We start from the raw sequence: 22,909 nt of genomic DNA, 5'->3' as shown, positions 1-22,909 counted from the left end.
CATGGCGGCATGTCCAGGCCGGGCGCGCTCTGGTGCCGCGGTCTGGTACCGTTGAGGACGTACAATACTGCGTGACATGTTGCACCTCAACATGTCGTTTTCCCTAGCCACCATCGCATTTTCGTGCCTTCCGCATGCCGCGCCGCACCGCCTCCGAAGCGTGCCGCCGCGCCGCGCCGAGGGCACCGAAAGCGCACTGCCAACCGTCGCCCCAGCGCCCCTACGCGATGCCAGACACGCCCCCGCCGCAAGCTCCGCAATCCGCAGCCGATACCGCCACGCCAGTGACCCTGCCGCTGCCATTCCCGACCGCGCCCGGCTTTGCCGAGCTGGGTCCGCAGTTCTTCACGCGCCTGCGTCCCACGCCGCTGCCATCGCCGTACCTGGTGAGCGTGGCGCCGGCCGCCGCGGCGCTGCTGGGCTGGGACGCCAGCGTCGGCAGCCAGCCGGACTTCATCGACACCTTTATCGGCAACCAGGTGCCCGACTGGGCCGATCCGCTGGCGACGGTCTATTCCGGGCACCAGTTCGGCGTCTGGGCCGGCCAGCTCGGCGACGGCCGCGCCATCCGCCTGGCGCAGGCGCAAACCGACACCGGCCCCTGGGAGATCCAGCTCAAGGGCGCGGGCCTGACCCCTTATTCGCGCATGGCCGACGGGCGCGCGGTGCTGCGCTCGTCGATCCGCGAGTACCTGTGCTCCGAGGCGATGGCGGCGCTGGGCGTGCCGACCACGCGCGCGCTGTCGATCATGGGGTCCGACGCGCCGGTGCGGCGCGAGACCATCGAGACCGCCGCGGTCGTGACGCGGCTGTCGCCCACCTTCATCCGCTTCGGGCACTTCGAGCATTTCGCCGCGCACGACGACGTGGCCGCGCTGCGCAAGCTGGCGGATTTCGTCATCGACAATTTCATGCCCGCCTGCCGCGACGACAGCCAGCCGTACCAGGCGCTGCTGCGCGAGGTCTCGCTGCGCACCGCCGACCTGATCGCGCACTGGCAGGCGGTGGGCTTCTGCCACGGCGTGATGAACACCGACAACATGTCGATCCTGGGCCTGACCATCGATTACGGCCCGTTCGGCTTCCTCGATGCGTTCGACGCCAACCATATCTGCAACCACTCCGACACGCAGGGGCGCTACGCCTACAGCCAGCAGCCGCAGGTGGCGTTCTGGAACCTGCACTGCCTGGCGCAGGCGCTGCTGCCGCTGTGGCTGCCGCCCGAACAGGCCGACCAGGAAGGCGCGCGCGACGCCGCGGTAGAAGCCGCGCGCGCCGCGCTGGACCCGTTCCGCGAGCGCTACGCCGCGGCGTTCTTCCGCCACTACCGCGCCAAGCTGGGCTTGCGTCCGCCCGCCGGCGGCGACGACAAGACCGACGAGCCGCTGCTGACCAGCCTGTTCCAGCTGCTGCACGGCCAGCGCGTGGACTACACGCTGTTCTGGCGCAAGCTGTGCGGGATTTCGTCCACCGATGCCTCGCGCGACGCGCCGGTACGCGACCTGTTCCTCGACCGCGCCGCCTTCGACGCCTGGGTGGCCGACTACCGCGTGCGCCTGCGCGCCGAGCAATCGCACGATGCCGTGCGCGAACTGGAAATGCTGGCGGTCAACCCCAAGTACGTGCTGCGCAACCACCTGGCCGAGACCGCCATCCGCCGCGCGCGCGAGGACAAGGACTTCAGCGAGGTGGACCGGCTGCTGGCGGTGCTGTCGCGCCCGTTCGACGAACAGCCCGAGGCCGAGCACTACGCGGCGCTGCCGCCGGACTGGGCCGCGGGGCTGGAGGTCAGCTGCTCGTCTTGACGGCCGCGGCCGGCCGCGACGCGCGGCGCGCGTCTGCAAGCTGGCGCGCGCCGGTGTAAGGTTCGCGCAGCGCCGGCGACCAACGCGGATGAACGCCTGACCGGCAACCGACTCCAAGCAACTCCGCGAGGACAACCATGACTACCACCAAGACCGACGCCGAGTGGCGTGCACAACTCTCCGACATTGAATACCGCGTGACCCGCGAGGCCGCCACCGAGCGCCCGTTCACCGGGCGCTACTGGGACCACTGGGACCAGGGCATCTACCATTGCGTGGGCTGCGGCACGCCGCTGTTCGAATCCTCCACCAAGTTCGATGCCGGCTGCGGCTGGCCCAGCTACTTCCGCCCGATCAACGGCGAGGTCATTGCCGAGCATGTCGACCATAGCCACGGCATGACGCGCATCGAAGTCCGCTGCAAGGAATGCGGCAGCCACCTGGGCCACGTGTTCGAGGATGGCCCGGCGCCGACCGGCCTGCGCTATTGCATCAACTCGGCTGCGCTAAAATTCGACGATCGCGACCCGGCCCAGCGTGCGGCGGATGATGCCCACGCTGCCGAAGCGCCCAAACGCGACCCGCAGCCCTGATGCCTGAATGGTCCGGCCACGATGCCGGACACAACCTGGACCCGCATGAAATTCCTGTTCGACCTGTTCCCGGTCATCCTGTTTTTTGCCGCATTCAAGCTGGCCGACATCTACACCGCCACCGCCGTGGCCATCGGCGCCACGGTGGTGCAGATCGGCTGGGTCTGGTTCCGCCACCGCAAGGTCGAGCCGATGCAGTGGGTCAGCCTGCTGATCATCGCGGTCTTCGGCGGCGCCACGCTGGTGCTGCACAACGAGACCTTCATCAAGTGGAAGCCGACCGTGCTGTACTGGCTGTTCGCGGCCGCGCTGCTGGGTTCGGTGCTGGTGTGGCGCAAGAACCTGATCCGCGCCATGATGGAAAAGCAGGTGTCCCTGCCCGATCCGGTGTGGGCGCGACTGAATGTCGCCTGGGCCGGCTTCTTCGCCGCCATGGGCGTGCTCAACCTGTACGTGGCCTACCAGTTCTCGACCGAGGCCTGGGTCAACTTCAAGCTGTTCGGCAGCATGGGGCTGATGCTGGTCTTCATCGTCGCGCAAAGCGTCTGGCTGTCGCGCCACATGCCCGAAAACACCCAGGACTGACGGCGCCGCCGCGCCCCACCCTTACGAACCGAAGGAAACTACTGATGGCAGCCGATCCCGCCACGATCGAGGCGATGCTGCGCGCAGCGCTCGCCCCCAGCCACCTGGCCGTGCGCGACGACAGCGCGCTGCACGCCGGACACGCCGGCGCCGCGTCCGGCGGCGGACATTACGACGTGACAATCGTCAGCGAGCGCTTTGCGGGTCACAACCGGGTTGCCCGACACCGCATGGTGTATGATGCGCTGCGCGGTCTGTTCCCCACGCAGATCCACGCCCTCGCCGTGACTGCGTTCACCGACCAAGAGTACCAATCCCGCGCACAATCCCTCGCACCCTCACGCGATTCTTCCAGCAACTCTCAGACCTGATTCCATGAAGACCACCGTCCTCTCGTTCAGCCTGGCGGCTGTGCTTGCTGCCGGCAGCCTGCCGGCCATCGCCCAGAATGCCGCCGTCGTGAATGGCAAGGCCATTCCGTCGGCAAAGCTGGACAAGTTGATCGCCGGCACCGGCCAGCCCGACAGCCCGGAGCTGCGCACGCGCGCCCGCAACATGCTGATCGACCGCGAACTGCTCGTGCAGGAAGCCAACAAGCGCGGCCTGACCCAGCGCGACGACGTGCAGGAGCAACTGGAACAGGCCCGCCTGAACGTGCTGGCCGGCGCGGTGTTCGAAGACTACGTCAAGACCCACGGCGCCAGCGACGCCGAGCTGCGCAAGCAATACGACAAGATCAAGTCGCAGTTCGGCAACGGCAAGGAATACCATGCCCGCCATATCCTGGTGGAAAAGGAAGCCGACGCCAAGGCCATCATCGCCAAGATCAAGGGCGGCGCCAAGTTCGAGGACCAGGCCAAGGCCGCATCGAAGGACCCGGGCTCGGCCGCCAACGGCGGCGACCTGGACTGGGCCAACAGCAGCAGCTACGTGCCCGAGTTCTCGGCGGCGATGACCGGCCTGAAGAAGGGCCAGATGACCGACACCCCGGTCAAGACCCAGTTCGGCTGGCACATCATCGAACTGGTCGACGTGCGCGATGCCAAGATCCCGTCGTTCGAAGAAGTGAAGCCGCAGCTGACGCAGATGCTGATGGGCGACCAGAACTGGCAACGCGAGCAGTTCCAGGCCATGATGAAGGCCCTGAAGGACAAGGCCAAGATCCAGTAAGCCGCGGGCCGGTCGCCCCCGCCGGCCCTGCAGCCCTCAAGGATGCAGCGCGCGTGCAGACGACCGGCCGCTACTGGCAGCTCTGGCATCTCTCGTCCCGGGGCCTGTGCTATTGCGCACTGGCCTGGACCACACTGGACGGCGCCGCCCCCGGCTGGCGCCGGCTCCATCCCCACCTGCCCCTGCGGGACAGGTATTCCCCGGAAAAGACGCTGCATGCGGTCGTGGCCTATCAACTGGCCAGCGGCGCGCTGGTGCCTGCGCGCGGATATGAGGGCACGCGGATGCTGACGTATGCGTGCGTGGGGTGGAGTTCGAGGCCGCAAGGTGTGGCTGCCGCCTGACGCCTGGCTTTGTGGCTCAGGTGGATCCCTCGGCTGCGCCAGATCCCTCTGGCTTTGCAAATTCCGCTTGCGTGCTCCCTCTCCCGCTTGCGGGAGAGGGTTGAGGTGAGGGCGGGCGTATCGACGAAGTCATGACCGCCAGATACCGGTGCCCCCCCAACTGCTCTCCTCCCCGCAAACGGGGGAGGCTCGACCGTCAGCAGTTGGTTGCCTTGGCGCAGCGCCTTACCCCACCCACTTCCTCGCATTGCGGAACATCCGCATCCACGGGCTGCCGCCGTCGGCAACCTGCTTCCACGCGTCCGGCGCCCAGCTCATGGTCGCGGCGCGGAATACGCGCTCGGGGTGCGGCATCAGCACGGTGAAGCGGCCGTCGACAGTGGTCACCGAGGTGATGCCGTCCGGCGAGCCGTTCGGGTTGAGCGGATAGGTCTGCGTGACCACGCCGTAGTTGTCGACAAAGCGCAGCGCCACATGGGCCTGGTCGATATTGCCTTGCTGCGAGAAGTCGGCAAACCCTTCGCCGTGCGCGACCACGATGGGGATGCGGCTGCCTTCCATGCCGGCGAAGAAGATCGACGGCGACGACTGCACCTCGACCGTGACATAGCGCGCCTCGTACTGCTCGGACTGGTTGCGCGTGAACTTGGGCCAGGCGCCGGCGCCCGGGATGATCGGGGCCAGGTTGCTCATCATCTGGCAGCCGTTGCAAACGCCCAGCGCGAAGGTGTCCTGGCGGTTGAAGAAGGCCGCGAACTGCTCGGCCATCTGCGCGTTGAACAGGATGGTCTTGGCCCAGCCCTCGCCCGCGCCCAGCACGTCGCCGTAGCTGAAGCCGCCGCAGGCCACGAAGCCCTGGAAGTCCGCCAGGTTGGCACGGCCGGCGATCAGGTCGCTCATGTGCACGTCGTGCGTGTCGAAGCCGGCGCGGTCCATGCTGTACGCCATCTCGATCTGCGAGTTGACGCCCTGCTCGCGCAGGATCGCCACGCGCGGACGGGCGCCGGTGGCGACGAACGGCGCAGCCACGTCTTCGGCCGGATCGAACGTCAGCACCGGGCTGATGCCGGGGTCGGCGGCGTCGAGCAGGCGGTCGTATTCGCTGTCGGCGCAGGCCGGGTTGTCGCGCAGGCGCGCGATGCGCCAGCTGACCTCGCTCCAGTTGCGCTGCAGGTCGGTGCGCGAGGCGCCGAACACCTTCTTCGCGTCACGGTAGATCTCGACCTGGTCGGTGGTGTTGGGCTTGCCGACCACGTGGCTGCATGCCGACAGGCCGGCCTCGCGCAGCACCGCGAACACGGCGTCGCGGTCTTCCATGCGCACCTGCACCACCGCGCCCAGTTCTTCGGAGAACAGCGCGCGCAGGGTCTGGTCGTTGCGGCGCTCGGCGACCTGCTGGGCCCAGTTCTTGGCGTCGCCGTAGTCCTGCTCCTGCTGCGGATCGAGCGCCAGCATGTCGACGTTGAGCGAGATGCCGCAATGGCCGGCAAAGGCCATTTCCGCCAGCGCCGCCATGAAGCCGCCGTCGGAGCGGTCGTGGTAGGCCAGCAGCTTGCCGTCGCGGTTCAGGCGCTGGATCACGTTGAAGAAGTTCTTCAGGTCCTCGGCATTGTCGACGTCGGGGGCGCTATCGCCCACCTGTTGCGTCACCTGCGCCAGGATGCTGCCGGCCATGCGGTTCTTGCCGCGGCCCAGGTCGATGGCGATCAGCACGCTGTCGCCGGCGTCGGTGCGCAGCTGCGGCGTCAGCGTGCGGTTGACGTCGTCCACCGCGGCAAAGGCCGAGATGATCAGCGACACCGGCGCGACCACTTCCTTGTCGACGCCCTGGTCCTGCCACTTGGTGCGCATCGACAGCGAATCCTTGCCGACCGGGATGCTGATGCCCAGCGCCGGGCACAGTTCCATGCCCACGGCGTGCACGGTGTCGTAAAGCTTCGCGTCCTCGCCCTCGACGCCGCAGGCGGCCATCCAGTTGGCCGAGAGCTTGACCTTGCCCAGGTCCTTGACCGGTGCCGCGGCCAGGTTGGTCAGCGCCTCGCCGATCGCCATGCGGCCCGACGCCGGCGCGTCGATCACGGCCAGCGGGGTACGCTCGCCCATGGTCATCGCCTCGCCGGCGTTGCCCTTGTAGTCCAGCGTGGTCACGGCCACGTCGGCCACCGGCACCTGCCACGGACCGACCATCTGGTCGCGCGCGTTCATGCCGCCGACGGTGCGGTCGCCGATGCTGATCAGGAACGACTTGCTGGCCACGGTCGGGTGGCGCAGCACGTCGCGCACGGCCTGCTCCAGGCTGATGCCGGTCACGTCCACGGCCGGCAGCGGCTGCTCGACGCGCTTGACGTCGCGATGCATGCGCGGCGGCTTGCCCAGCAGCACGTCCATCGGCATGTTGACGGCGTAGTGTTCCTTGAGCGCGGCGTCGACGCTGGCGTCGACCAGCTGCAGCTGCTTCTCTTCAGTGGCAATACCGACCACGGCGAACGGCGAACGCTCGCGCTCGCACATGGCCTGGAACTGCGGGAAGCTGTCCGGCGCGATCGCCAGCACATAGCGCTCCTGCGACTCGTTGCACCAGATTTCCGCCGGCGACAGGCCGGACTCTTCCAGGTGCACCTGGCGCAGGTCGAAGCGCGCGCCGCGGTCGGCGCCGTCCACCAGTTCCGGGAAGGCGTTGGAGATGCCGCCCGCGCCGACGTCGTGGATCGACAGGATCGGGTTGGCGTCGCCAAGCTGCCAGCAGGCGTTGATCACTTCCTGCGCGCGGCGCTCCATTTCCGGGTTGCCGCGCTGGACCGAGTCGAAGTCCAGGTCGGCGGTGTTGGTGCCGGTCGCCATCGAGCTGGCGGCGCCGCCGCCCATGCCGATGCGCATGCCCGGGCCGCCCAGCTGGATCAGCAGCGTGCCGGCCGGCAGCGGGTTCTTGTGCGTGTGCGAGGCGTCGATATTGCCGATGCCGCCGGCAATCATGATCGGCTTGTGGTAGCCGCGCACGGTGCCGCCGACGTTCTGCTCGTAGACGCGGAAGTAGCCGCCCAGGTTGGCGCGGCCGAATTCGTTGTTGAACGCGGCGCCGCCGAGCGGGCCGTCGATCATGATCTGCAGCGGCGAGGCGATGCGGTCGGGCTTGCCGGTCACGCCGGCCTTGTCGTCGGGGTTGCGGTGCGCCACCGGCTGGGCCGCGTCGCGGTCGTTTTCCCAGGATTCGACGGCATCGGGCAGCATCAGGTTGGACACCGTGAAGCCGGTCAGGCCGGCCTTGGGCTTGGCGCCGCGGCCGGTCGCGCCCTCGTCGCGGATTTCACCGCCGGCGCCGGTGGAGGCGCCCGGGAACGGCGAGATCGCGGTCGGGTGGTTGTGCGTCTCCACCTTCATCAGCGTGTGGGTCAGCGCCTCGTGGCGGCCGTACTTGTGGTCATCGCCGCGCGGGAACCAGCGCTCGGCCACGTCGCCTTCCATCACCGCCGAGTTGTCCGAATAGGCCACGATCGAGCCCTGCGGATTGAGCTGGTGCGTATTGCGGATCATCGCGAACAGCGACTTGTCCTGCTGCACGCCGTCGATGGTCCAGGTGGCGTTGAAGATCTTGTGGCGGCAGTGTTCGCTGTTGGCCTGCGCGAACATCATCAGCTCGACGTCGGTCGGGTTGCGCTCCAGCTTCGCGTAGGCGTCGACCAGGTAGTCGATCTCGTCCTCGGACAGCGCCAGGCCCATCTCGACGTTGGCCGCGGCCAGCGCGCTGCGCCCGGCGGAGATGTCGATAAAGCGCAGCGGCTTGGCCGGCAGTTCCTGGAACAGGCCGGCGGCATCGTCACGCGACGCGACCACGGTCTCGGTCATGCGGTCGAACAGGTGCGCGGCGACCGCCGCGCGGGTGTCCGCATCCAGCGACTTGCGCCCGCGCAGCAGGCCCTTCTTGCAAACCACGGTGATCTCGATGCCGCGCTCGATGCGGTGGATATGGGTCAGGCCGCAGTTGTGGGCGATGTCGGTGGCCTTGCTGGCCCACGGCGAGATCGTGCCGAAGCGCGGGATCACCACGAAGCGGTCGCCCTCGGGCTGCTCGGCGAACGGTGCGCCATAGGTCAGCAGCGCCGCCACGCGCGACTGGTCGTCGGCCGACAGCGGCGTTTGCGCATCGACGAAATGCAGGAACTGGCCGTGCACCGACTCGATATCGGCGTCGATTTGCCGGAGAGCGGTGAGCAGGCGTTGCTGACGGAAGGCGGAGAGCGCCAAAGCGCCGGGGAAGCACGAGAAATGCGCCATGATCGTAGCGGTCGGGAGGCGTGGAGGTAAAGCCTGGTACGGGCCTGGTAGGGGGCTGCTGCTTGCTCGGCACCGCTGCATGGGGTGCCGGCTGGCGGGAAACCGCTATTGTACCTTGCCGGCACCCGCTTTTTGCACTGCGACATCAGCAAGGCGCCGTGTTACGGTCCGGCGTGATAATGCTTATGCATCACTTGATGGCAAGGAACGGCTCAGAGTGACGTTGCCGACCGCGCCGCCTGCTCGTACAGGCCGGTCAATACCCGCATCAGCCGGGCCAGTTCGCCGATCTCGGCATTCTCTTCGCTGCCTGCGGTGAAATTGCTGGTCAGGCATTGCTCGCGGATCTCGCGGTAGCGCGAGCACGCCTCGGCGCCCGCATCGGTGGTCGAGTACGTGGCCTCCTTGCCCACCCGCTCCCCGCTCACCAGCCCGAGCCCCTGCAGCTTCTTCAGCGCATAGGTGACCAGGTGCGTGTCTTCCACGTTGAGCACGAAGCAGATATCGGCCAGCCGCTTGGGCCGGCCGCGGTGGTTGACGTGGTGCAGCACCAGCACGTCGAGGAAGGTCAGGTCGCGCACGCCGGCCGCGCCCATGCAGCGCACCACCCAGCGGCTGTAGGCGTTGTAGGCGGTGTTCAGGCCGAACTCGAATTCCGACAGCTCGGGACTGCGCACCGACACCAGGTGCGACGACGACACGATATTCGCGCCGGCGGCGCGCGACAGTGCGGTGGCTGGCCTGCCGGCAGGGGTATCGGCGACCGCGGCGGCCGCGGTGGCGGGCGCGCTTTCGGCTGGCTTGCGTGACATGGGGGACGATTCCTTTCGATGGAGGGCGGCGTTGACGGCGGTTCGGGGACCAGATTTCGCGGGACCGAGCCGCCGGACGCCGCCTTTGGCCTGACAGTTTATCGGTGAATTACCACGAATAAAACGACATTTCGGACGGCGCCTCCGGCCTGGGAAGCCGGACAGGCGTCACCGCGTTTCGGACTCTTCCCAGACCAGCCGAAGACGCTATACTGTATATCCATACAGTACCAATCCGAGCCCCCATGTCGCCCGAACCTGCAAACTGCCCCCTTTGCGGCGCTGCTGCCGAGCGCACGCGCGCCGCGCCCCGCGGCTATCTTTACCTGTGCCCCGGCTGCGGTGCGTATCACATCAGCCGCAGCGCCCTGGCCTGCCGCCAGGACATTCCGGCTTCCGCCAGGAGCGATGTCCGGCTGCTGCGCGCCTATGGCCACCAGCCTCAGATCGAGGTCTGCCGGGACGGCGTGCGCATCGTGCCCGGGCGGAGCTAGGCATGGGCAACAGCAAACGGGCGGCAAGCTGCCACCTGCCGGCGGCAACGCCAGAGTATCCGGTGCCGGGGGCGAACGGCATACTGGCGCAGGTGCAGGGACACCATGTCGCCGCCGCGCTGCAGACCCTGCCGCGCGCGACGGCGGACGCGCCCAATCACCATGAGGTGCTGGTCGAGGCCGGCCATCTCGGCACGGTCAGGCTCTTTATCGTGAAGAAGCTCGCGCGCCATAACCGGCACAGCCACTATTACTGGTCGGCCTATCGCGCGGAACCGGCCTGACGCCGGGCCGGCGTGCCGCCTGTCTTCCGCACGACCCCGAAGCATCAAGACGTGATGCATTTCTGCCACGCTACCTCTTGAGTAGGGCTATGCTATGGCGACCATGGCGCGGCAATATCGAACTGCCGAATGCGTTCACCCATTCGGCTTCGACCGCCCGCTACACGTAGCGGGCGCTTTTTTTCTGGCCCTGACCCGGGAGGCAATATGCAAGCGCGAATCATTCGCGTTACACCGGTCGACTCTGGCTGGACGCTGGACTCCGACAGCTTTCCCCAGCCGCAACGGTTCCGGACGCTCGAGGACGCCATCTCGGCGGGATGGGCGCAGGCCAGGCAGCAAAACGGCGAACTGCATATCCATCGCCACGACGGTGGCCTGCGCCTGCGCGTGGCCGCTGGCAGCACCGGGGAATCACAGGGCTGATATCGGGGATCTCGCCGGCCCATGGCCCTGCGGTCATCGGCCGCGCCGACAATCAGCGTAAGATGGCTCCCACCCAGGTATATAGACGGGTTCGCCCAATCCTGCCGGAGCAGACATGCGACTTGCTGACTTCATCTTGCGCGACATGAGCCGCATCCTGACGGAATGGGAGGCGTTTGCCGCCACCCAGATGCCGGCCGCCAGACACATGGATTCACTCGCGCTGCGCAACCACGCGGTTTATATCCTGCGGGCCGTGGCCAAGGACCTGTCGATCCCGCAAACCCGCCACGCCCAGCGTGAGAAGTCGATGGGGCGGGCTCCGCGCCTGGCCGATGCACCGGAAACCGCGGCCCAGACCCACGCGCTGCTGCGGGCGCGGCACGGCTTCAACATCAACCAGATGGTGGCCGAGTACCGGGCCCTGCGCGCCAGCGTGCTTAGCCTGTGGATCGATGCCTGCCTGCCGGACCCGCCGGATCTCGATGACATGATCCGTTTCAACGAGGCCATCGACCAGGCCGTCGCCGAATCGGTGGGCTATTTCGATGCGCAGGTCGAGCAGGCGCGCAACCTGCTGCTCGGCATGCTGGGACACGACATGCGCAGCCCCTTGCAGACCATCCAGTCCACCGCGCACTTCCTGGCGGCGCTGAATGCCGGGGAGAAGGTCTCGGAAGCCGCGGCCCGGCTTATCCGCAGCGGCGCCCGCATGAATGCGCTGCTGGACGACCTGTGCGACTTCAACCGGACCAAGCTTGGCCTGGGTATCAATATCGCGCCGGCCGGCATCGACCTGGCGCAGGTGTTTGGCGATGCCGTGGACCAGCTGCGCGCCGCCCACCCGGACCACCGCATCGAATTCGCGGTCCATGGCAACGTGCAGGGCGTCTGGGACGGCCTGCGGCTGCAGCAGCTGCTTTCCAACCTGGTCACCAATGCGGTCACGTACGGCGCAGGGGACGCGCCGGTCCGCGTGGTCGCGACCGGCGACGATGCGGAGGTCCGTGTCGCGGTCTGGAACAGCGGCCCGCCGATCGATCCGCAGACATTGGACCAGATCTTCAACCCCCTCAGGCGAGGCGAGGGTCCGCACGACAAGAACGCTCCCGGCCTGGGGCTCGGGCTGTATATCGCCAGCGAAATCGCCAAGGCCCACCACGGGTCGATCGAAGTCCGCTCGGATAAGGCCGGAACCGTGTTCGAGCTCTGCCTGCCGCGGCATGCGTAGCCGGCGGCGCGGCCCGGGCACCATCATATAAAGGCCATCCCTATCTGTCGCCCTGCAGGGCTTCTTGCTACCCTTGAGGTTCCCACGCTACGCCTCGGCGACTGCGCGGGACGGTTCCGCGGCGGGGCCCGCCCCGCCCCCGCGCGCCGCGTGCGTATCCGCCCCCCCATTTGCAGACCCATGCCATTGATGCTTCCCGACCTCGATACCCTCAACGCCCGCCTGCGCGACGGCGCCACCAGCCGCGCGCAGATCGTCGAGCAGGCCGCGGCCCGGGCGGCCACGCCGGCGGCCGAGGCCGTGTTCCTGCACCGCACCTTCGAGGCCGCCGCCCAGGTGGCGCGCGCCGCCGACGCCGCCAGCCGGGCCGGCAAGGCGCTGCATCCGCTGGCGGGCCTGCCGGTCTCGGTCAAGGACCTGTATGACGTGGCCGGCGAGGTCACCCGCGCCGCCTCACTGGTGCGCGCCGACGCCGCGCCGGCCGCCGCCGACGCCCCGGTGGTGGCGCGGCTGCGCGCGGCCGGCGCGGCCCTGGTCGGGCGCACCAACATGACCGAATTCGCGTTCTCGGGTGTGGGCATCAATCCCCATTACGGCACGCCCGTCAATCCGGCCGGCGGCAGCGGCCCCGCGCGCATCCCGGGCGGGTCGTCGTCGGGCGCGGCGGTATCGGTGGCGCTGGGGCTGGCGGTGGCCGCGCTGGGCAGCGACACCGGCGGCTCGATCCGCATCCCGGCGGCGCTGTGCGGCATCACCGGCTTCAAGCCCACCGCGCGGCGCGTGCCGCTGGCGGGGGCGTTCCCGCTGTCGTACACGCTGGACACCGCCTGCGCCATGGCGCGCACGGTCGGCGACTGCATTGCGGTGGACAGCGTGATTGCCGACAGCGCGGTGCTGCCGCGCGTGACCGATCCCGCCGCCACGCGGCTGGCGATCCCGCGCCAGCTGCTGCTGGACGATCTCGATCCGGTGGTGGCGCGCGCCTTCGACCGCGCGCTGGGCCGGCTGTCGGCCGCCGGCGTGCGGCTGGAGCATGTCGACCTGCCCGAACTCGGCGAACTGGCCGCGCTGAACGCTCAGGGCGGCTTCAGCGCGGCCGAGGCCTATGCCATCCACCGCCACCTGCTGGCGGCCCGCCGCGACCGCTACGATGCGCGCGTGGCGTCGCGCATCGACCGCGGCGCCGGCGTGAGCGCCGCCGACTATATCGACCTGGGCCGCGCCCGGCTGGACTGGATCGCCCGCATGGAAGCCCGGCTGGCCGGGTTCGACGCCGTGGTCTGCCCCACCGTGCCGATGGTGGCGCCCGAGATCGGGCCGCTGCGCACCGATGACGCGCACTTCTTCCGCGTCAATGCCCTGCTGTTGCGCAATACCTCCGCCTTCAATTTCTTCGACGGCTGCTCGCTGTCCATGCCCTGCCACGCGCCGGACGAACTGCCGGTCGGGCTGATGCTGTCGCACGGGCCGATGCGCGACGCCGCGCTGCTCGGCACGGCGCTTGCATTGGAGCGCATCGTGCAGCCCGTCGTGCAGCCACCAGCGCGCGACGACTGAGCCCGCCGCCGCGCCGTTGATCTTGCGCCACGCGCCCGGTTCGGAGCCAGGCCTGCGCGTGGCACCAGGTAGTACGCAACCCGCTGTACAACCGCGCCCCCGCGCGCACACCAGGAGAGATCGAGATGCGAGTCAAGGCAATGATCGCGGCCACGCTGATGCTGGCCGCCGTGGCGGCACAGGCGGACACCAAGTGGGACCTGCCCACCGGCTACCCCGTCGCCAACCTGCACACCGAGAACCTGCAGCAGATGGCGAGCGATGTCGACAAGGCCACCGGCGGCAAGCTCAAGATCGTGCTGCATCCCAACGGGTCGCTGCTCAAGGCCAACGAGATCAAGCGCGGCGTGCAGACCGGCCAGGTGCAGATGGGAGAGATCCTGATGTCGCTGCTGGCCAACGAGAATCCGATATTCGGCGTCGACGCGGTGCCGTTCCTGGCCACCAGCTATGCCGATGCCTACAAGCTGTGGCAGGCATCGCGCCCGGTCACGGAGAAGGTGCTGGACAAGCAGGGGCTGAAGCTGCTGTACGCGGTGGCCTGGCCGCCGCAGGGCATCTACGCCAACAAGCCGATCAATTCGGCCGCCGACATGAAGGGCCTGAAGTGGCGCGCCTACAATCCCGCCACCTCGCGCATCGCCGAGCTGGTCGGCGCCCAGCCCGTGACCATCCAGGCCGCCGACCTGGCGCAGGCGCTGGCCACCGGCACCGTCAACTCCTTCATGTCGTCGGGTGCGACCGGCGTCGACACCAAGGTGTGGGAGAGCGTGAAGTACTTCTATCCGGTCGATGCCTGGCTGCCCAAGAACATGCTGGTGGTCAGCAAGAAGGCCTTCGCCGCGCTCGACAAACCCACCCAGGACGCGCTGCTCAAGGCCGTCGCCGACGCCGAGAAGCGCGGCTGGCAGGTGTCGGAGCAGAAGACCAAGGAGTACCTGGCCACGCTCGCCAAGAACGGCATGACGGTGCAGCAACCGTCGCCGCAGCTCAAGGCCGACATGCAGAAACTCGGCCAGACCATGGTGGACGACTGGGCCAAGAGCGCGGGCGCCGACGGCAAGGCCATCCTCGACGCCTACCGCAAGTAACCCCGCGGGCCCACCCACTCCAGCGCCTGCATCGCGGCCGCGCCGGCTGCGATGCAGGAAGCCCATCCTTCCCCTGCGCCGCCCACCATGCCAACTGCCCCCTCTTCCAAGCGCTGGCTCGACCGCGTGCTGGACCTGTTCGCCGTGCTCGGCGCGCTGTGCATCCTGGCCGTCTGCCTGATCATGATCCTGATGTCGCTGTCGCGCGAAACCACGGTGATCTTCAAGGGCGGCGACGACATCGTGGCCTGGCTGTGCGCCGCCTCCGCCTTCCTGGTGCTCGGACAGACCTTCCAGCATGGCGGCATCGTGCGCGTGGAGATGCTGCTGTCGGCGCTCGGCCCGCGCCGGCGCTGGCTGCTGGAACTGGTCTCGCTGACCATCTGCCTGCTGTTCGCCGCCTATGCAAGCTGGGCCCTGGGCACCTTTGCCTGGCAGAGCTGGGAGATCGGCGATGTCTCGCAGGGCCAGATCGTGATCCCGTTGTGGATACCGCAGAGTTTCGCGGTGCTGGGCTGCGCGGGGTTCCTGCTGGCGGTCGCGGATGAATGGCTGCGCGTGGTGCGGCGCCAGAAGCCGCGCTACCAGCTGGCCCAGGAAGCCAAGCTTGCCGCCGGCGATTTCGGGGAGACGGTCTGATGAGCACTGTCGTCGTTGCACTGATCCTGCTGCTTGTGCTGATCGTCTTCCTCGCGCTGGGCGCATGGATCCCGGTGGCCATCGCGGTCACCTCGTGGCTCGGGCTGGTGGTGTTCTCGGACCGCGAGGCGCTGGTCAGCCTGGCCAATGCGTGGTGGTCATCGAGCGCCTCGTACACCCTGGCGTCGCTGCCGCTGTTCGTGTGGATGGGCGAGATCCTGTTTCGCACCCGGCTGTCGGAGCAGATGTTCAGCGGGTTGTCGCCATGGCTGAGCTGGCTGCCCGGGCGGCTGATGCACGTCAATATCCTGGGCTGCGGCATCTTCGGCTCGGTTTCGGGTTCGTCGGCGGCCACCTGCGCCACCATCGCCAAGTCGGCCCTGCCCGAACTGACGCGGCGCGGCTACGACGAGCGCATCACGCTGGGCTCGCTGTCGTGCGCCGGCACGCTCGGCATCCTGATCCCGCCGTCGATCACGATGGTGGTGTACGCGGTCTCGGCGGACGTGTCGATCATCCGCGTGTTCCTGGCGGGCTTCATCCCCGGGCTGCTGCTGATGCTGCTGTTCTCCGGCTACATCGTGGTCTGGGCGCTGGCCAACCCGGACAAGACCCCGGCGTCGGAGCACTTCAACTGGCGCGCGCGGCTGGCGTCGCTCCGGCAGCTGCTGCCGTGCATCGTGCTGATCGCCTTCATCACCGGCATCATGGTGACCGGCTACTCCACCGCGACCGAAGCCGCCGCCTATGGCGTGGTCGCATCGCTGGCGCTGGCCTGGGCCGGCGGCTCGCTGACGCGCGCGGCATTCTGGGACAGCCTGATGTCGGCCACGCGCCTGACCGCGATGATCATGTTCGTGCTGGGCGCGACCTCGTTCCTGTCGGTCACCATGAGCTTTACCGGCATCCCGCGCGCGCTGGCCGAGTGGGTGGCCGCGCTGCAGCTGTCGCCGTGGGCGCTGATCGCGGTGCTGACGGTGATCTACATCGTGCTGGGCACGGCGCTGGACGGCATCTCGATGATCGCGCTGACCACCGCCACGGTGCTGCCGATGGTGCAGGCGGCCGGCTTCGACCTGGTCTGGTTCGGCATCTTCATCGTGCTGCTGGTGGAAATTGCCGAAGTGACACCGCCCGTCGGCTTCAACCTGTTCGTGCTGCAGAGCATGACCGGCAAGGATAGCAACTACATCGCGCGGGTCTCGCTGCCGTTCTTCATGATGATGGTGGTGGCGATCGCCATCGTCACGATCTGGCCGGGCGTGGTGACCTGGCTGCCGGACATGGTCATGCAGCAGGAAGTCAAATAGCATGGCGGGATACCGCAACGGACGCGCACGGAGGTTGCCAGACCGATGCATGTGATCGTCATCGGCGCCGGCGCGATCGGCGTCAGTTCCGCGTGGTACCTGCGGCAGGCCGGCTTCGACGTGACCGTGCTCGAGCGCCGCGGCGCGCCGGCCCAGGAAGCGAGCTTCGGCAATGCCGGCGTGATCGCGCCCGGCTACGTCACGCCCTGGGCCGCGCCCGGCATGCCGGCCAAGATCCTGCGCACGCTCTTTGCGCGCGAGGCGCCGGTGCTGTTCCGGCCCGCCGCCGATCCGGCCATGTGGCGCTGGATCGCGCGCTGGCTGCGCGAATGCCGGCTCGAGCGCTACCGCGCCAACAAGCTGCGCATGCAGCGGCTGGCGTTCTACAGCCGCGCCTGCCTGCACCGGCTGCGCAGCGAACTGGAAATCGACTACGAGCAATCGCAGGGCTACCTGCAGCTGTTCCGCACCGCGCGCGACCTGGACCTGGCCGGGCCCGCCATCGCCCTGCTGCGCGAGAACAACGTGCCGCACCGGCTGGTCAGCGCCGGCGAATGCCGCCGGATCGAACCGGGCCTGGCCGCCGGCACGCCGCTGGCCGGCGGGCTGCACCTGCCCGAGGATGAATCCGGCAACTGCCCGATGTTCGTGCGCGCGCTGCACCGGCATGCGCAGGCCGCGGGCGTGTCGTTCCGCTTCGACACCCCGGTGGCGCGCGTCCGGCCCGGCGCGGCCGGCAAGCTGGAGATCGAGCTGCCAGGAGCCGGCCGCCAGGGTGCGGCGGAAGTGCTCGCTGCCGACCGCGTGCTGGTCGCCGCCGGCGCCGACAGTACCGCGCTGCTGCGCCCGCTGGGCCTGCGCGTGCCGCTGTATCCGGTCAAGGGCTATTCGGTCACGGTGATGATCCGCGACGAACTGCAGGCGCCGCTGGGGGCGTTGATGGATGAGTCGTACAAGGTGGCGATGACGCGCATGGGCAACCGGCTGCGCGTGGCCGGCACCGCGGAACTGGGCTCGCGCCGGCTCGACCTGCGCCCCGCCGCGCTGAACACGCTGATCAAGGTCGCGCGGGACTGGTTCCCGGTGGCCGGCAACTACCAGGAAGCCACGCAATGGGCCGGCGCCCGGCCGATGCTGCCCGACGGCCCGCCGCTGATCGGCCCCACCGCGGTGCCCGGGCTGTTCCTGAACCTCGGCCATGGTTCGACGGGCTGGGCGATGAGCTGCGGATCAGGCAAGATTGCGGCTGACCAGATCGCCGCCAGCGCTGGCGCCTGCGCCGGCCGCGGCGGCCCGGACATCGACATGGAAGGCCTGCTGCCCGACCGCTACGGGCTGGGGCCGCCCAATTAAGCCCGACATGACCCGCCCTGCCGCCACCGTCATCACGCCCACCGACCACGAACACAGCTGGCTTGCCCTCGATGCGGCCGCGCCGGCCCCCGTGCCACTCTACGGCGTGGCCGCGATCCGCCGCATCGAGCATGCCGCGCTGGCCCAGCTGCCGGCCTCCACGCTGATGTCGCGCGCCGGCACGACGGCGGCGCGCTGGCTCGCCTGCCATGCGCCCGACGGCCCGCTGCTGTTCCTGGCCGGGCCCGGCAATAACGGCGGCGACGCGCTGGTCGCCGCCACGCAGCTGCACCGCGCCGGCCGCGCGGTGCAGGTCTGGCTCGCCGCCGATCCGCAGCGCCTGCCCGCCGATGCCGCCACCGCGTGGCAGCAGGCGCAGGCCGCGGGCGTGCCCTCGAGCGTGATGGCGGAGGTGGACCCCGCGCAGGACGCGCACTGGCCCGCCGGCACCGCCGCGATCGTCGACGGCCTGCTGGGCATCGGCCTGAACCGCCCCGCCGACGGCCGCATGGCGTGGTGGATCGCCCAACTCAACCGCGGCGCGCTGCCGGTGTTTGCGCTGGACATTCCCAGCGGCCTGTCCGCCGACACCGGCGCGGGCGCGCCGGCCGTGCACGCCCGGCGCACGCTGACCTTCATCGCCGCCAAGCCCGGCCTGCTGACGCTGGACGGGCGCGACTGCGCCGGCGCGGTCGAGATCGCGCCGATCGGCCTGGACTATCCTCCGCGCGAAGCACCGCAGGGCCTGGTGAACGGCCCCGCGCTGTTCGGTGCCGCGCTGCCGCGCCGTCGCCACGCCAGCAACAAGGGCACGCATGGCGCGCTCGCCGTGATCGGCGGCAACCTCGGCATGACCGGCGCGCCCCTGCTCGGCGCACGGGCCGCGCAATGGCTCGGCGCGGGCAAGGTGCATATCGGCTTCCTGGCGCAGCCGGCGCCGCTGCTCGATCCGCTGCATCCGGAACTGATGCTGCACGCGGTCGACGCACTGGCGCTCGCGTCGATGTCGGCGCTGGTGATCGGCCCGGGCATGGGCACCGATATCAACGCCCGCCAGCAGTTCGCGCGGCTGCTGCAGGCTACGACGCATCCGCTGGTGCTGGATGCCGATGCGCTGAACGTGCTGGCCTCCGATCCGGCGCTGGCCGGCGCGCTGGCCACGCGCGGCGCAGCCACCGTGATGACGCCGCACCCGCTCGAGGCCGCGCGGCTGATGGGCGTGCCGGTGGCCGAGATCCAGCGCGACCGCCCCGCCGCCGCCGCGGCGCTGGCCGCGCAATGGCAGGCGGTGGTGGTGCTGAAGGGATCGGGCAGCGTGATCGCCGCGCCCGACGGCAGCCCGTGCACGCTGAACCCGACCGGCAACGCGGCGCTGGCCAGCGCCGGCACCGGCGACGTGCTGGCCGGCATGCTGGGCGCGCTGCTGGCGCAAGGCATGGCGCCGCTGCCCGCGGCGCAGGCGGCAGTGTGGATCCACGGCCGTGCCGCCGATGTGCTGGTCGAACAAGGCACGGGCCCGGCAGGCGTCACGGCGAGCGAACTGTATGCGCCGGCACGCGGCGTATTCAACCAGTTGCTGAGCACAGCGCACGCGTAGTACGCGCGTAATGCGCGTGTATTACGCCCGTGAGGCGCGCGTGAGGTGCGCGTGAGGTGCGCGTTTCTGCGACTACCGGCGGCGCCCGCCGCACCTGCCGTCAGACAACGTCCGATACCCGCTCGGCGCCGCGGCTGTTATGTTGCAAGTGGTAACGATATGACGCCGCCGCGAGCCTCGATGCCGCGATCGCTGGCGATATACTTACCGCTCCGTCTTGCAAGCCGGCAATGCCACGCGGCTCGCGCCCTGCAACCCGCTAGTCCTGCACGCTAGTCCTGCATGCCCACTGACCTTCACGCCTGGAATGCCCTGCTGCGGCACCATGACACCCTTCGCGACGCCCAGATGCGCGACTGGTTCGATCGCGAAGGCGCACAGCGCGTCGCGCAATGCTCGCTCGAGGCCGCCGGCCTCTATCTCGATTACTCGAAGAACCGCATCACGGCGCAGACGATGCGCCTGCTGATGCAGCTCGCGGCCGAGGCCGGAGTCACCCGCCGTCGCGACGCGATGTTCGCGGGCGAGCATATCAACACCACCGAAGACCGCGCGGCCTTGCACGTGGCCCTGCGCGCCACCGCCGGCGCCGGCTACAAGGTCGACGGCGAAGCCGTGGTGCCGGCCATCCAGCAGGTGCTGGCGCGCATGCGCGATTTCTCCGCGCGCGTGCGCAGCGGCGCCTGGAAGGGCGCGACCGGCGAGCGTATCACCGATGTCATCAACATCGGCATCGGCGGCTCCGACCTTGGGCCGCGCATGGTGTGCCGGGCGCTGTCGCACCTGGCCGATGCCGACGGCCAGACCGGGCCGCGCATGCACTTCGTCTCCAATGTCGACGGCACCGACCTGGCCGAGACCCTGGTGCGGCTGGATCCTCAGCGCACCCTGGTGATCGTCTGCTCCAAGACCTTCACCACGCTCGAGACCATGGCCAACGCGCGCAGCGCGCGCGCGTGGTTTGTCGCCGGCGGCGTGGCCGAGCAGGACCTGGCCAAGCACTTCGTCGCGGTCTCGACCAATACCGAGGCGGTGCGCGAATTCGGCATCGACCCGGCCAATATGTTCGAGTTCTGGGACTGGATCGGCGGACGCTTTTCGCTGTGGTCGTCGGTCGGCCTGTCGATCACGCTGGCGGTGGGCTTCGATGCCTTTGCCGACCTGCTGGCGGGCGGACGCGCGATGGACGAGCATTTCCGCAGCGCGCCGCTGGAGCGCAACATGCCGGTGATACTCGGCATGCTGGGCATCTGGTACCGCAACTTCTGGAACCTGCCCACCAGCTGCATGGCGCCCTACTCCACCTCGCTGGAGCTGTTCCCGGCCTTCCTGCAGCAGCTGGAGATGGAGAGCAACGGCAAGTCCGTGCAGCTCGACGGCGAGCCCATCCGTACGCATACGTCGCCGGTGGTGTGGGGCACGGCCGGCACCAACGGGCAGCACGCGTATTTCCAGCAGATCCACCAGGGCTCGCAGGTGGTGCCGGTCGATTTCGTCGCGCCGCTGGTGCCGCCGCGACGCCTGCCGGGCCATCACGCCAAGCTGCTGGCCAATTGCTTCGCGCAGGCCGAGGCGCTGATGCGCGGACGCAGCGCCGACGAGCTGCGCGCCGCCGGGCTGAAGGATGAAGTGCGCATCGCGCATATGGTGTTCGACGGCAACCGCCCCAGCAACACGCTGCTGATGAAAGACCTGACGCCCAATGTGCTGGGCGCGCTGATTGCGCTGTATGAGCACCGCACCTTCGTGCAGGGCGTGGTATGGCGCATCAACTCGTTCGACCAGTGGGGCGTGGAGCTGGGCAAGATCCTGGCGCGGCCGATCGAGGCCGAACTGGCCGGCACCGCCACCGGCCAGCACGACGCCTCCACCGCCGCGCTGATCGCGCGTGCCCGCGCGGTGCTGCAGGCGGACGCGGCCAGCTAGCCCGCTAGACCTCGGCGCCGATCCATTCGTCGCTGGCCACGCGGCCGGCGTCGATGGTCAGCACGCGCCCGCAGCGCGACGCCACCGAGCGGTCGTGCGTGACCAGCACCAGCGTCGAGCCGGCGTCGCGGTTCAGTTCGAACATCAGCGCGATCACCGCTTCGCCGGTGGCGGTATCGAGGCTGCCAGTCGGTTCATCGGCGAACAGGATGTCCGGACGCGCCACAAAGGCGCGCGCCAGCGCCACGCGCTGCTGCTCGCCGCCCGACAGCGTGCGCGGGTAGTGGCCCAGGCGCGCGCCCAGGCCCACGCGCTGCAGCATGTCGACCGCGCGCTCGCGCACCTGCGCGGTTTCACCGCGCAGCTCCAGCGGCAGCATCACATTCTCGAGCGCGGTCAGGTGGGCCACCAGCTGGAACGACTGGAACACGAAGCCGACATGCCGGCCGCGCACCGCGGCGCGCTGGTCTTCGTCCAGCGCGTACAGGTCCTGGCCCTGCAGCCGCACCGTGCCGGTGCTGGGCAGGTCGAGCCCGGCCAGCAGCCCCAGCAGCGTCGACTTGCCGGATCCGGACGCGCCCACGATGGCGAGCGTTTCGCCCGGCGTGACGGAAAACGTCACGTCGTGCAAAATCGTCAGCGAACCGGTCGTGTCGGCTACGGTCTTTCCAAGGGATTCGACTGCAAGAATGGAAGAAGACATGGATATAGGGATCCGAGGGAAAAAGCGCAGGCTGCTGCTGGCAGCCGGCATGGCGCTGGCGATTGCGGCTGCCGGACCGGCCCAGGCCCAGGCCCAGGCAAAGGCCGCGGCCAAGGCCAGCGCCCCCGCGCTGCTGGTGCTGGGCGACAGCCTGTCGGCCGAATACGGCATTGCGCGCGGCGCGGGCTGGGTCACGCTGCTGCAGGACCGGCTGCGGCAAGAGCGCTTCGATTATAGCGTCGTCAACGCGAGCATCAGCGGCGAGACCACCATCGGCGGCAAGACCCGCCTGCCCGAGCTGCTGTCGCGGCATCGCCCCGCCATCGTGGTGATCGAGCTCGGCGCCAACGACGCGCTGCGCGGCCTGCCGCTGCAGTCCACCGAGGCTAACCTGCGCAACCTCGTCACCACGGCGCAGCAGGCCGGCGCCAGCGTGTTGCTGATCGGCATGCGCATCCCGCCCAACTATGGCCAGGACTACACCGAAAAGTTCGTCTCGCTCTATCCCAGGCTGGCGGGCGAATACAAGGTGCGCCTGGTGCCCTTCTTCCTCGACCAGGTGATCGCGCGGCAGGACTGGTTCCAGCCCGACCGCATCCACCCCACCGCCGCGGCGCAGCCCGCATTGCTCGATACGGTGTGGCCGCAGCTCAAGCCACTGCTCAAGCGCAGCGCCGCGAAGTGACCATAAAAAAACCCCTGCCGCATGGCAGGGGT

General features: G+C 69.0%; 19 protein-coding genes. 16 read left to right on the top strand and 3 right to left on the bottom strand.

Going from position 1 to position 22,909, the window contains the following annotated elements; translation table 11 throughout:
* Positions 1 to 227 precede the first annotated feature (227 nt).
* From FHX60_RS14410 to FHX60_RS14390, 5 genes are all read left to right on the top strand, one after another.
* The gene (locus FHX60_RS14410) at positions 228 to 1,805 is read left to right on the top strand and encodes a protein adenylyltransferase SelO (protein WP_183283742.1); all 1,578 of its coding nucleotides are present in this window, start codon (positions 228 to 230) and stop codon (positions 1,803 to 1,805) included.
* A 137-nt stretch (positions 1,806 to 1,942) separates the two neighbouring features.
* The gene (gene msrB / locus FHX60_RS14405; RefSeq protein WP_183283741.1) at positions 1,943 to 2,398 is read left to right on the top strand and encodes a peptide-methionine (R)-S-oxide reductase MsrB; all 456 of its coding nucleotides are present in this window, start codon (positions 1,943 to 1,945) and stop codon (positions 2,396 to 2,398) included.
* Between the two features lie 45 nt (positions 2,399 to 2,443).
* On the top strand, positions 2,444 to 2,983 hold the full coding sequence (locus FHX60_RS14400) for a septation protein A (RefSeq protein ID WP_092316449.1): 540 nt from the start codon (positions 2,444 to 2,446) through the stop codon (positions 2,981 to 2,983).
* Positions 2,984 to 3,027: 44 nt separating this feature from the next.
* Positions 3,028 to 3,354, top strand: a complete 327-nt coding sequence (locus tag FHX60_RS14395; protein ID WP_062799129.1) for a BolA family protein — start codon at positions 3,028 to 3,030, stop codon at positions 3,352 to 3,354.
* Positions 3,355 to 3,358: 4 nt separating this feature from the next.
* A complete protein-coding gene (locus FHX60_RS14390) occupies positions 3,359 to 4,153 on the top strand; it encodes a peptidylprolyl isomerase (RefSeq protein WP_062799127.1) in 795 nt (264 codons plus the stop codon).
* 569 nt (positions 4,154 to 4,722) lie between these two features.
* Here FHX60_RS14390 and purL read toward each other — a convergent pair.
* Both purL and FHX60_RS14380 read right to left on the bottom strand, forming a co-directional pair.
* Positions 4,723 to 8,769 (bottom strand): phosphoribosylformylglycinamidine synthase, encoded by a 4,047-nt coding sequence (gene purL, locus FHX60_RS14385; RefSeq protein ID WP_112776972.1) that lies wholly within the window; start codon positions 8,767 to 8,769, stop codon positions 4,723 to 4,725.
* A 212-nt stretch (positions 8,770 to 8,981) separates the two neighbouring features.
* Positions 8,982 to 9,581, bottom strand: coding sequence for a winged helix DNA-binding protein (locus FHX60_RS14380; protein WP_092316459.1), 600 nt, complete (start codon positions 9,579 to 9,581; stop codon positions 8,982 to 8,984).
* 496 nt (positions 9,582 to 10,077) lie between these two features.
* Between FHX60_RS14380 and FHX60_RS14375 the strand changes: the two genes are divergently transcribed.
* The 10 genes from FHX60_RS14375 to pgi all read left to right on the top strand — a co-directional run bounded on the left by FHX60_RS14375 (position 10,078) and on the right by pgi (position 21,489).
* A complete protein-coding gene (locus FHX60_RS14375) occupies positions 10,078 to 10,359 on the top strand; it encodes a hypothetical protein (RefSeq protein WP_092316463.1) in 282 nt (93 codons plus the stop codon).
* Positions 10,360 to 10,566: 207 nt separating this feature from the next.
* Complete coding sequence (locus tag FHX60_RS14370; RefSeq protein WP_092316465.1) at positions 10,567 to 10,785, top strand: DUF2188 domain-containing protein; 219 nt, start codon at positions 10,567 to 10,569, stop codon at positions 10,783 to 10,785.
* A 115-nt stretch (positions 10,786 to 10,900) separates the two neighbouring features.
* Positions 10,901 to 12,016: a sensor histidine kinase gene (locus tag FHX60_RS14365; protein ID WP_183283740.1), complete on the top strand. Its 1,116-nt coding sequence runs from the start codon at positions 10,901 to 10,903 to the stop codon at positions 12,014 to 12,016.
* Between the two features lie 180 nt (positions 12,017 to 12,196).
* Positions 12,197 to 13,573, top strand: a complete 1,377-nt coding sequence (locus FHX60_RS14360) for an amidase (RefSeq protein WP_183283739.1) — start codon at positions 12,197 to 12,199, stop codon at positions 13,571 to 13,573.
* Positions 13,574 to 13,698: 125 nt separating this feature from the next.
* Positions 13,699 to 14,664, top strand: a complete 966-nt coding sequence (locus tag FHX60_RS14355; protein ID WP_112776976.1) for a TRAP transporter substrate-binding protein — start codon at positions 13,699 to 13,701, stop codon at positions 14,662 to 14,664.
* A gap of 87 nt (positions 14,665 to 14,751) precedes the next feature.
* Entirely contained in the window at positions 14,752 to 15,303 is a 552-nt protein-coding gene (locus FHX60_RS14350) for a TRAP transporter small permease subunit (RefSeq protein ID WP_183283738.1), read from the top strand.
* Positions 15,303 to 16,613, top strand: coding sequence for a TRAP transporter large permease (locus tag FHX60_RS14345; RefSeq protein ID WP_092316474.1), 1,311 nt, complete (start codon positions 15,303 to 15,305; stop codon positions 16,611 to 16,613). Before FHX60_RS14350 ends, FHX60_RS14345 begins: the two co-directional genes overlap by 1 nt.
* 45 nt (positions 16,614 to 16,658) lie before the next feature.
* Complete coding sequence (locus FHX60_RS14340; RefSeq protein WP_116602769.1) at positions 16,659 to 17,966, top strand: D-amino acid dehydrogenase; 1,308 nt, start codon at positions 16,659 to 16,661, stop codon at positions 17,964 to 17,966.
* Between the two features lie 7 nt (positions 17,967 to 17,973).
* Positions 17,974 to 19,563 (top strand): NAD(P)H-hydrate dehydratase, encoded by a 1,590-nt coding sequence (locus tag FHX60_RS14335; RefSeq protein ID WP_183283737.1) that lies wholly within the window; start codon positions 17,974 to 17,976, stop codon positions 19,561 to 19,563.
* A gap of 282 nt (positions 19,564 to 19,845) precedes the next feature.
* Positions 19,846 to 21,489, top strand: a complete 1,644-nt coding sequence (gene pgi / locus FHX60_RS14330) for a glucose-6-phosphate isomerase (RefSeq protein WP_183283736.1) — start codon at positions 19,846 to 19,848, stop codon at positions 21,487 to 21,489.
* A gap of 4 nt (positions 21,490 to 21,493) precedes the next feature.
* Here the strand turns inward: pgi and FHX60_RS14325 are convergent, their stop codons facing one another.
* Positions 21,494 to 22,192 carry an ABC transporter ATP-binding protein gene (locus FHX60_RS14325; RefSeq protein ID WP_092316482.1) on the bottom strand — a complete coding sequence of 233 codons (699 nt, stop codon included), beginning with the start codon at positions 22,190 to 22,192 and terminating at the stop codon, positions 21,494 to 21,496.
* On the opposite strand from FHX60_RS14325, the gene FHX60_RS14320 reads away from it, so the two are divergent.
* On the top strand, positions 22,191 to 22,877 hold the full coding sequence (locus FHX60_RS14320; RefSeq protein WP_183283735.1) for an arylesterase: 687 nt from the start codon (positions 22,191 to 22,193) through the stop codon (positions 22,875 to 22,877). The two genes, FHX60_RS14325 and FHX60_RS14320, sit on opposite strands and share 2 nt — an antisense overlap.
* Positions 22,878 to 22,909 lie beyond the last annotated feature (32 nt).

The organism is Cupriavidus alkaliphilus, from assembly GCF_014191175.1.
GTDB lineage: Bacteria > Pseudomonadota > Gammaproteobacteria > Burkholderiales > Burkholderiaceae > Cupriavidus > Cupriavidus alkaliphilus.
This window is presented reverse-complemented; position numbering and strand designations above follow the sequence as displayed.

What these genes read in the sequence shown, in the direction of transcription:
- FHX60_RS14325 (WP_092316482.1), bottom strand. Translation starts at nt 22,192, where the DNA reads ATGTCTTCTTCCATTCTTGCAGTCGAATCCCTTGGAAAGACCGTAGCC.
- FHX60_RS14320 (WP_183283735.1), top strand. Translation starts at nt 22,191, where the DNA reads ATGGATATAGGGATCCGAGGGAAAAAGCGCAGGCTGCTGCTGGCAGCC.
- FHX60_RS14360 (WP_183283739.1), top strand. Translation starts at nt 12,197, where the DNA reads ATGCCATTGATGCTTCCCGACCTCGATACCCTCAACGCCCGCCTGCGC.
- purL (WP_112776972.1), bottom strand. Translation starts at nt 8,769, where the DNA reads ATGGCGCATTTCTCGTGCTTCCCCGGCGCTTTGGCGCTCTCCGCCTTC.
- pgi (WP_183283736.1), top strand. Translation starts at nt 19,846, where the DNA reads ATGCCCACTGACCTTCACGCCTGGAATGCCCTGCTGCGGCACCATGAC.
- FHX60_RS14365 (WP_183283740.1), top strand. Translation starts at nt 10,901, where the DNA reads ATGCGACTTGCTGACTTCATCTTGCGCGACATGAGCCGCATCCTGACG.
- FHX60_RS14395 (WP_062799129.1), top strand. Translation starts at nt 3,028, where the DNA reads ATGGCAGCCGATCCCGCCACGATCGAGGCGATGCTGCGCGCAGCGCTC.
- FHX60_RS14410 (WP_183283742.1), top strand. Translation starts at nt 228, where the DNA reads ATGCCAGACACGCCCCCGCCGCAAGCTCCGCAATCCGCAGCCGATACC.
- FHX60_RS14400 (WP_092316449.1), top strand. Translation starts at nt 2,444, where the DNA reads ATGAAATTCCTGTTCGACCTGTTCCCGGTCATCCTGTTTTTTGCCGCA.
- FHX60_RS14375 (WP_092316463.1), top strand. Translation starts at nt 10,078, where the DNA reads ATGGGCAACAGCAAACGGGCGGCAAGCTGCCACCTGCCGGCGGCAACG.
- FHX60_RS14340 (WP_116602769.1), top strand. Translation starts at nt 16,659, where the DNA reads ATGCATGTGATCGTCATCGGCGCCGGCGCGATCGGCGTCAGTTCCGCG.
- FHX60_RS14355 (WP_112776976.1), top strand. Translation starts at nt 13,699, where the DNA reads ATGCGAGTCAAGGCAATGATCGCGGCCACGCTGATGCTGGCCGCCGTG.
- FHX60_RS14380 (WP_092316459.1), bottom strand. Translation starts at nt 9,581, where the DNA reads ATGTCACGCAAGCCAGCCGAAAGCGCGCCCGCCACCGCGGCCGCCGCG.
- FHX60_RS14370 (WP_092316465.1), top strand. Translation starts at nt 10,567, where the DNA reads ATGCAAGCGCGAATCATTCGCGTTACACCGGTCGACTCTGGCTGGACG.
- FHX60_RS14350 (WP_183283738.1), top strand. Translation starts at nt 14,752, where the DNA reads ATGCCAACTGCCCCCTCTTCCAAGCGCTGGCTCGACCGCGTGCTGGAC.
- msrB (WP_183283741.1), top strand. Translation starts at nt 1,943, where the DNA reads ATGACTACCACCAAGACCGACGCCGAGTGGCGTGCACAACTCTCCGAC.
- FHX60_RS14390 (WP_062799127.1), top strand. Translation starts at nt 3,359, where the DNA reads ATGAAGACCACCGTCCTCTCGTTCAGCCTGGCGGCTGTGCTTGCTGCC.
- FHX60_RS14345 (WP_092316474.1), top strand. Translation starts at nt 15,303, where the DNA reads ATGAGCACTGTCGTCGTTGCACTGATCCTGCTGCTTGTGCTGATCGTC.
- FHX60_RS14335 (WP_183283737.1), top strand. Translation starts at nt 17,974, where the DNA reads ATGACCCGCCCTGCCGCCACCGTCATCACGCCCACCGACCACGAACAC.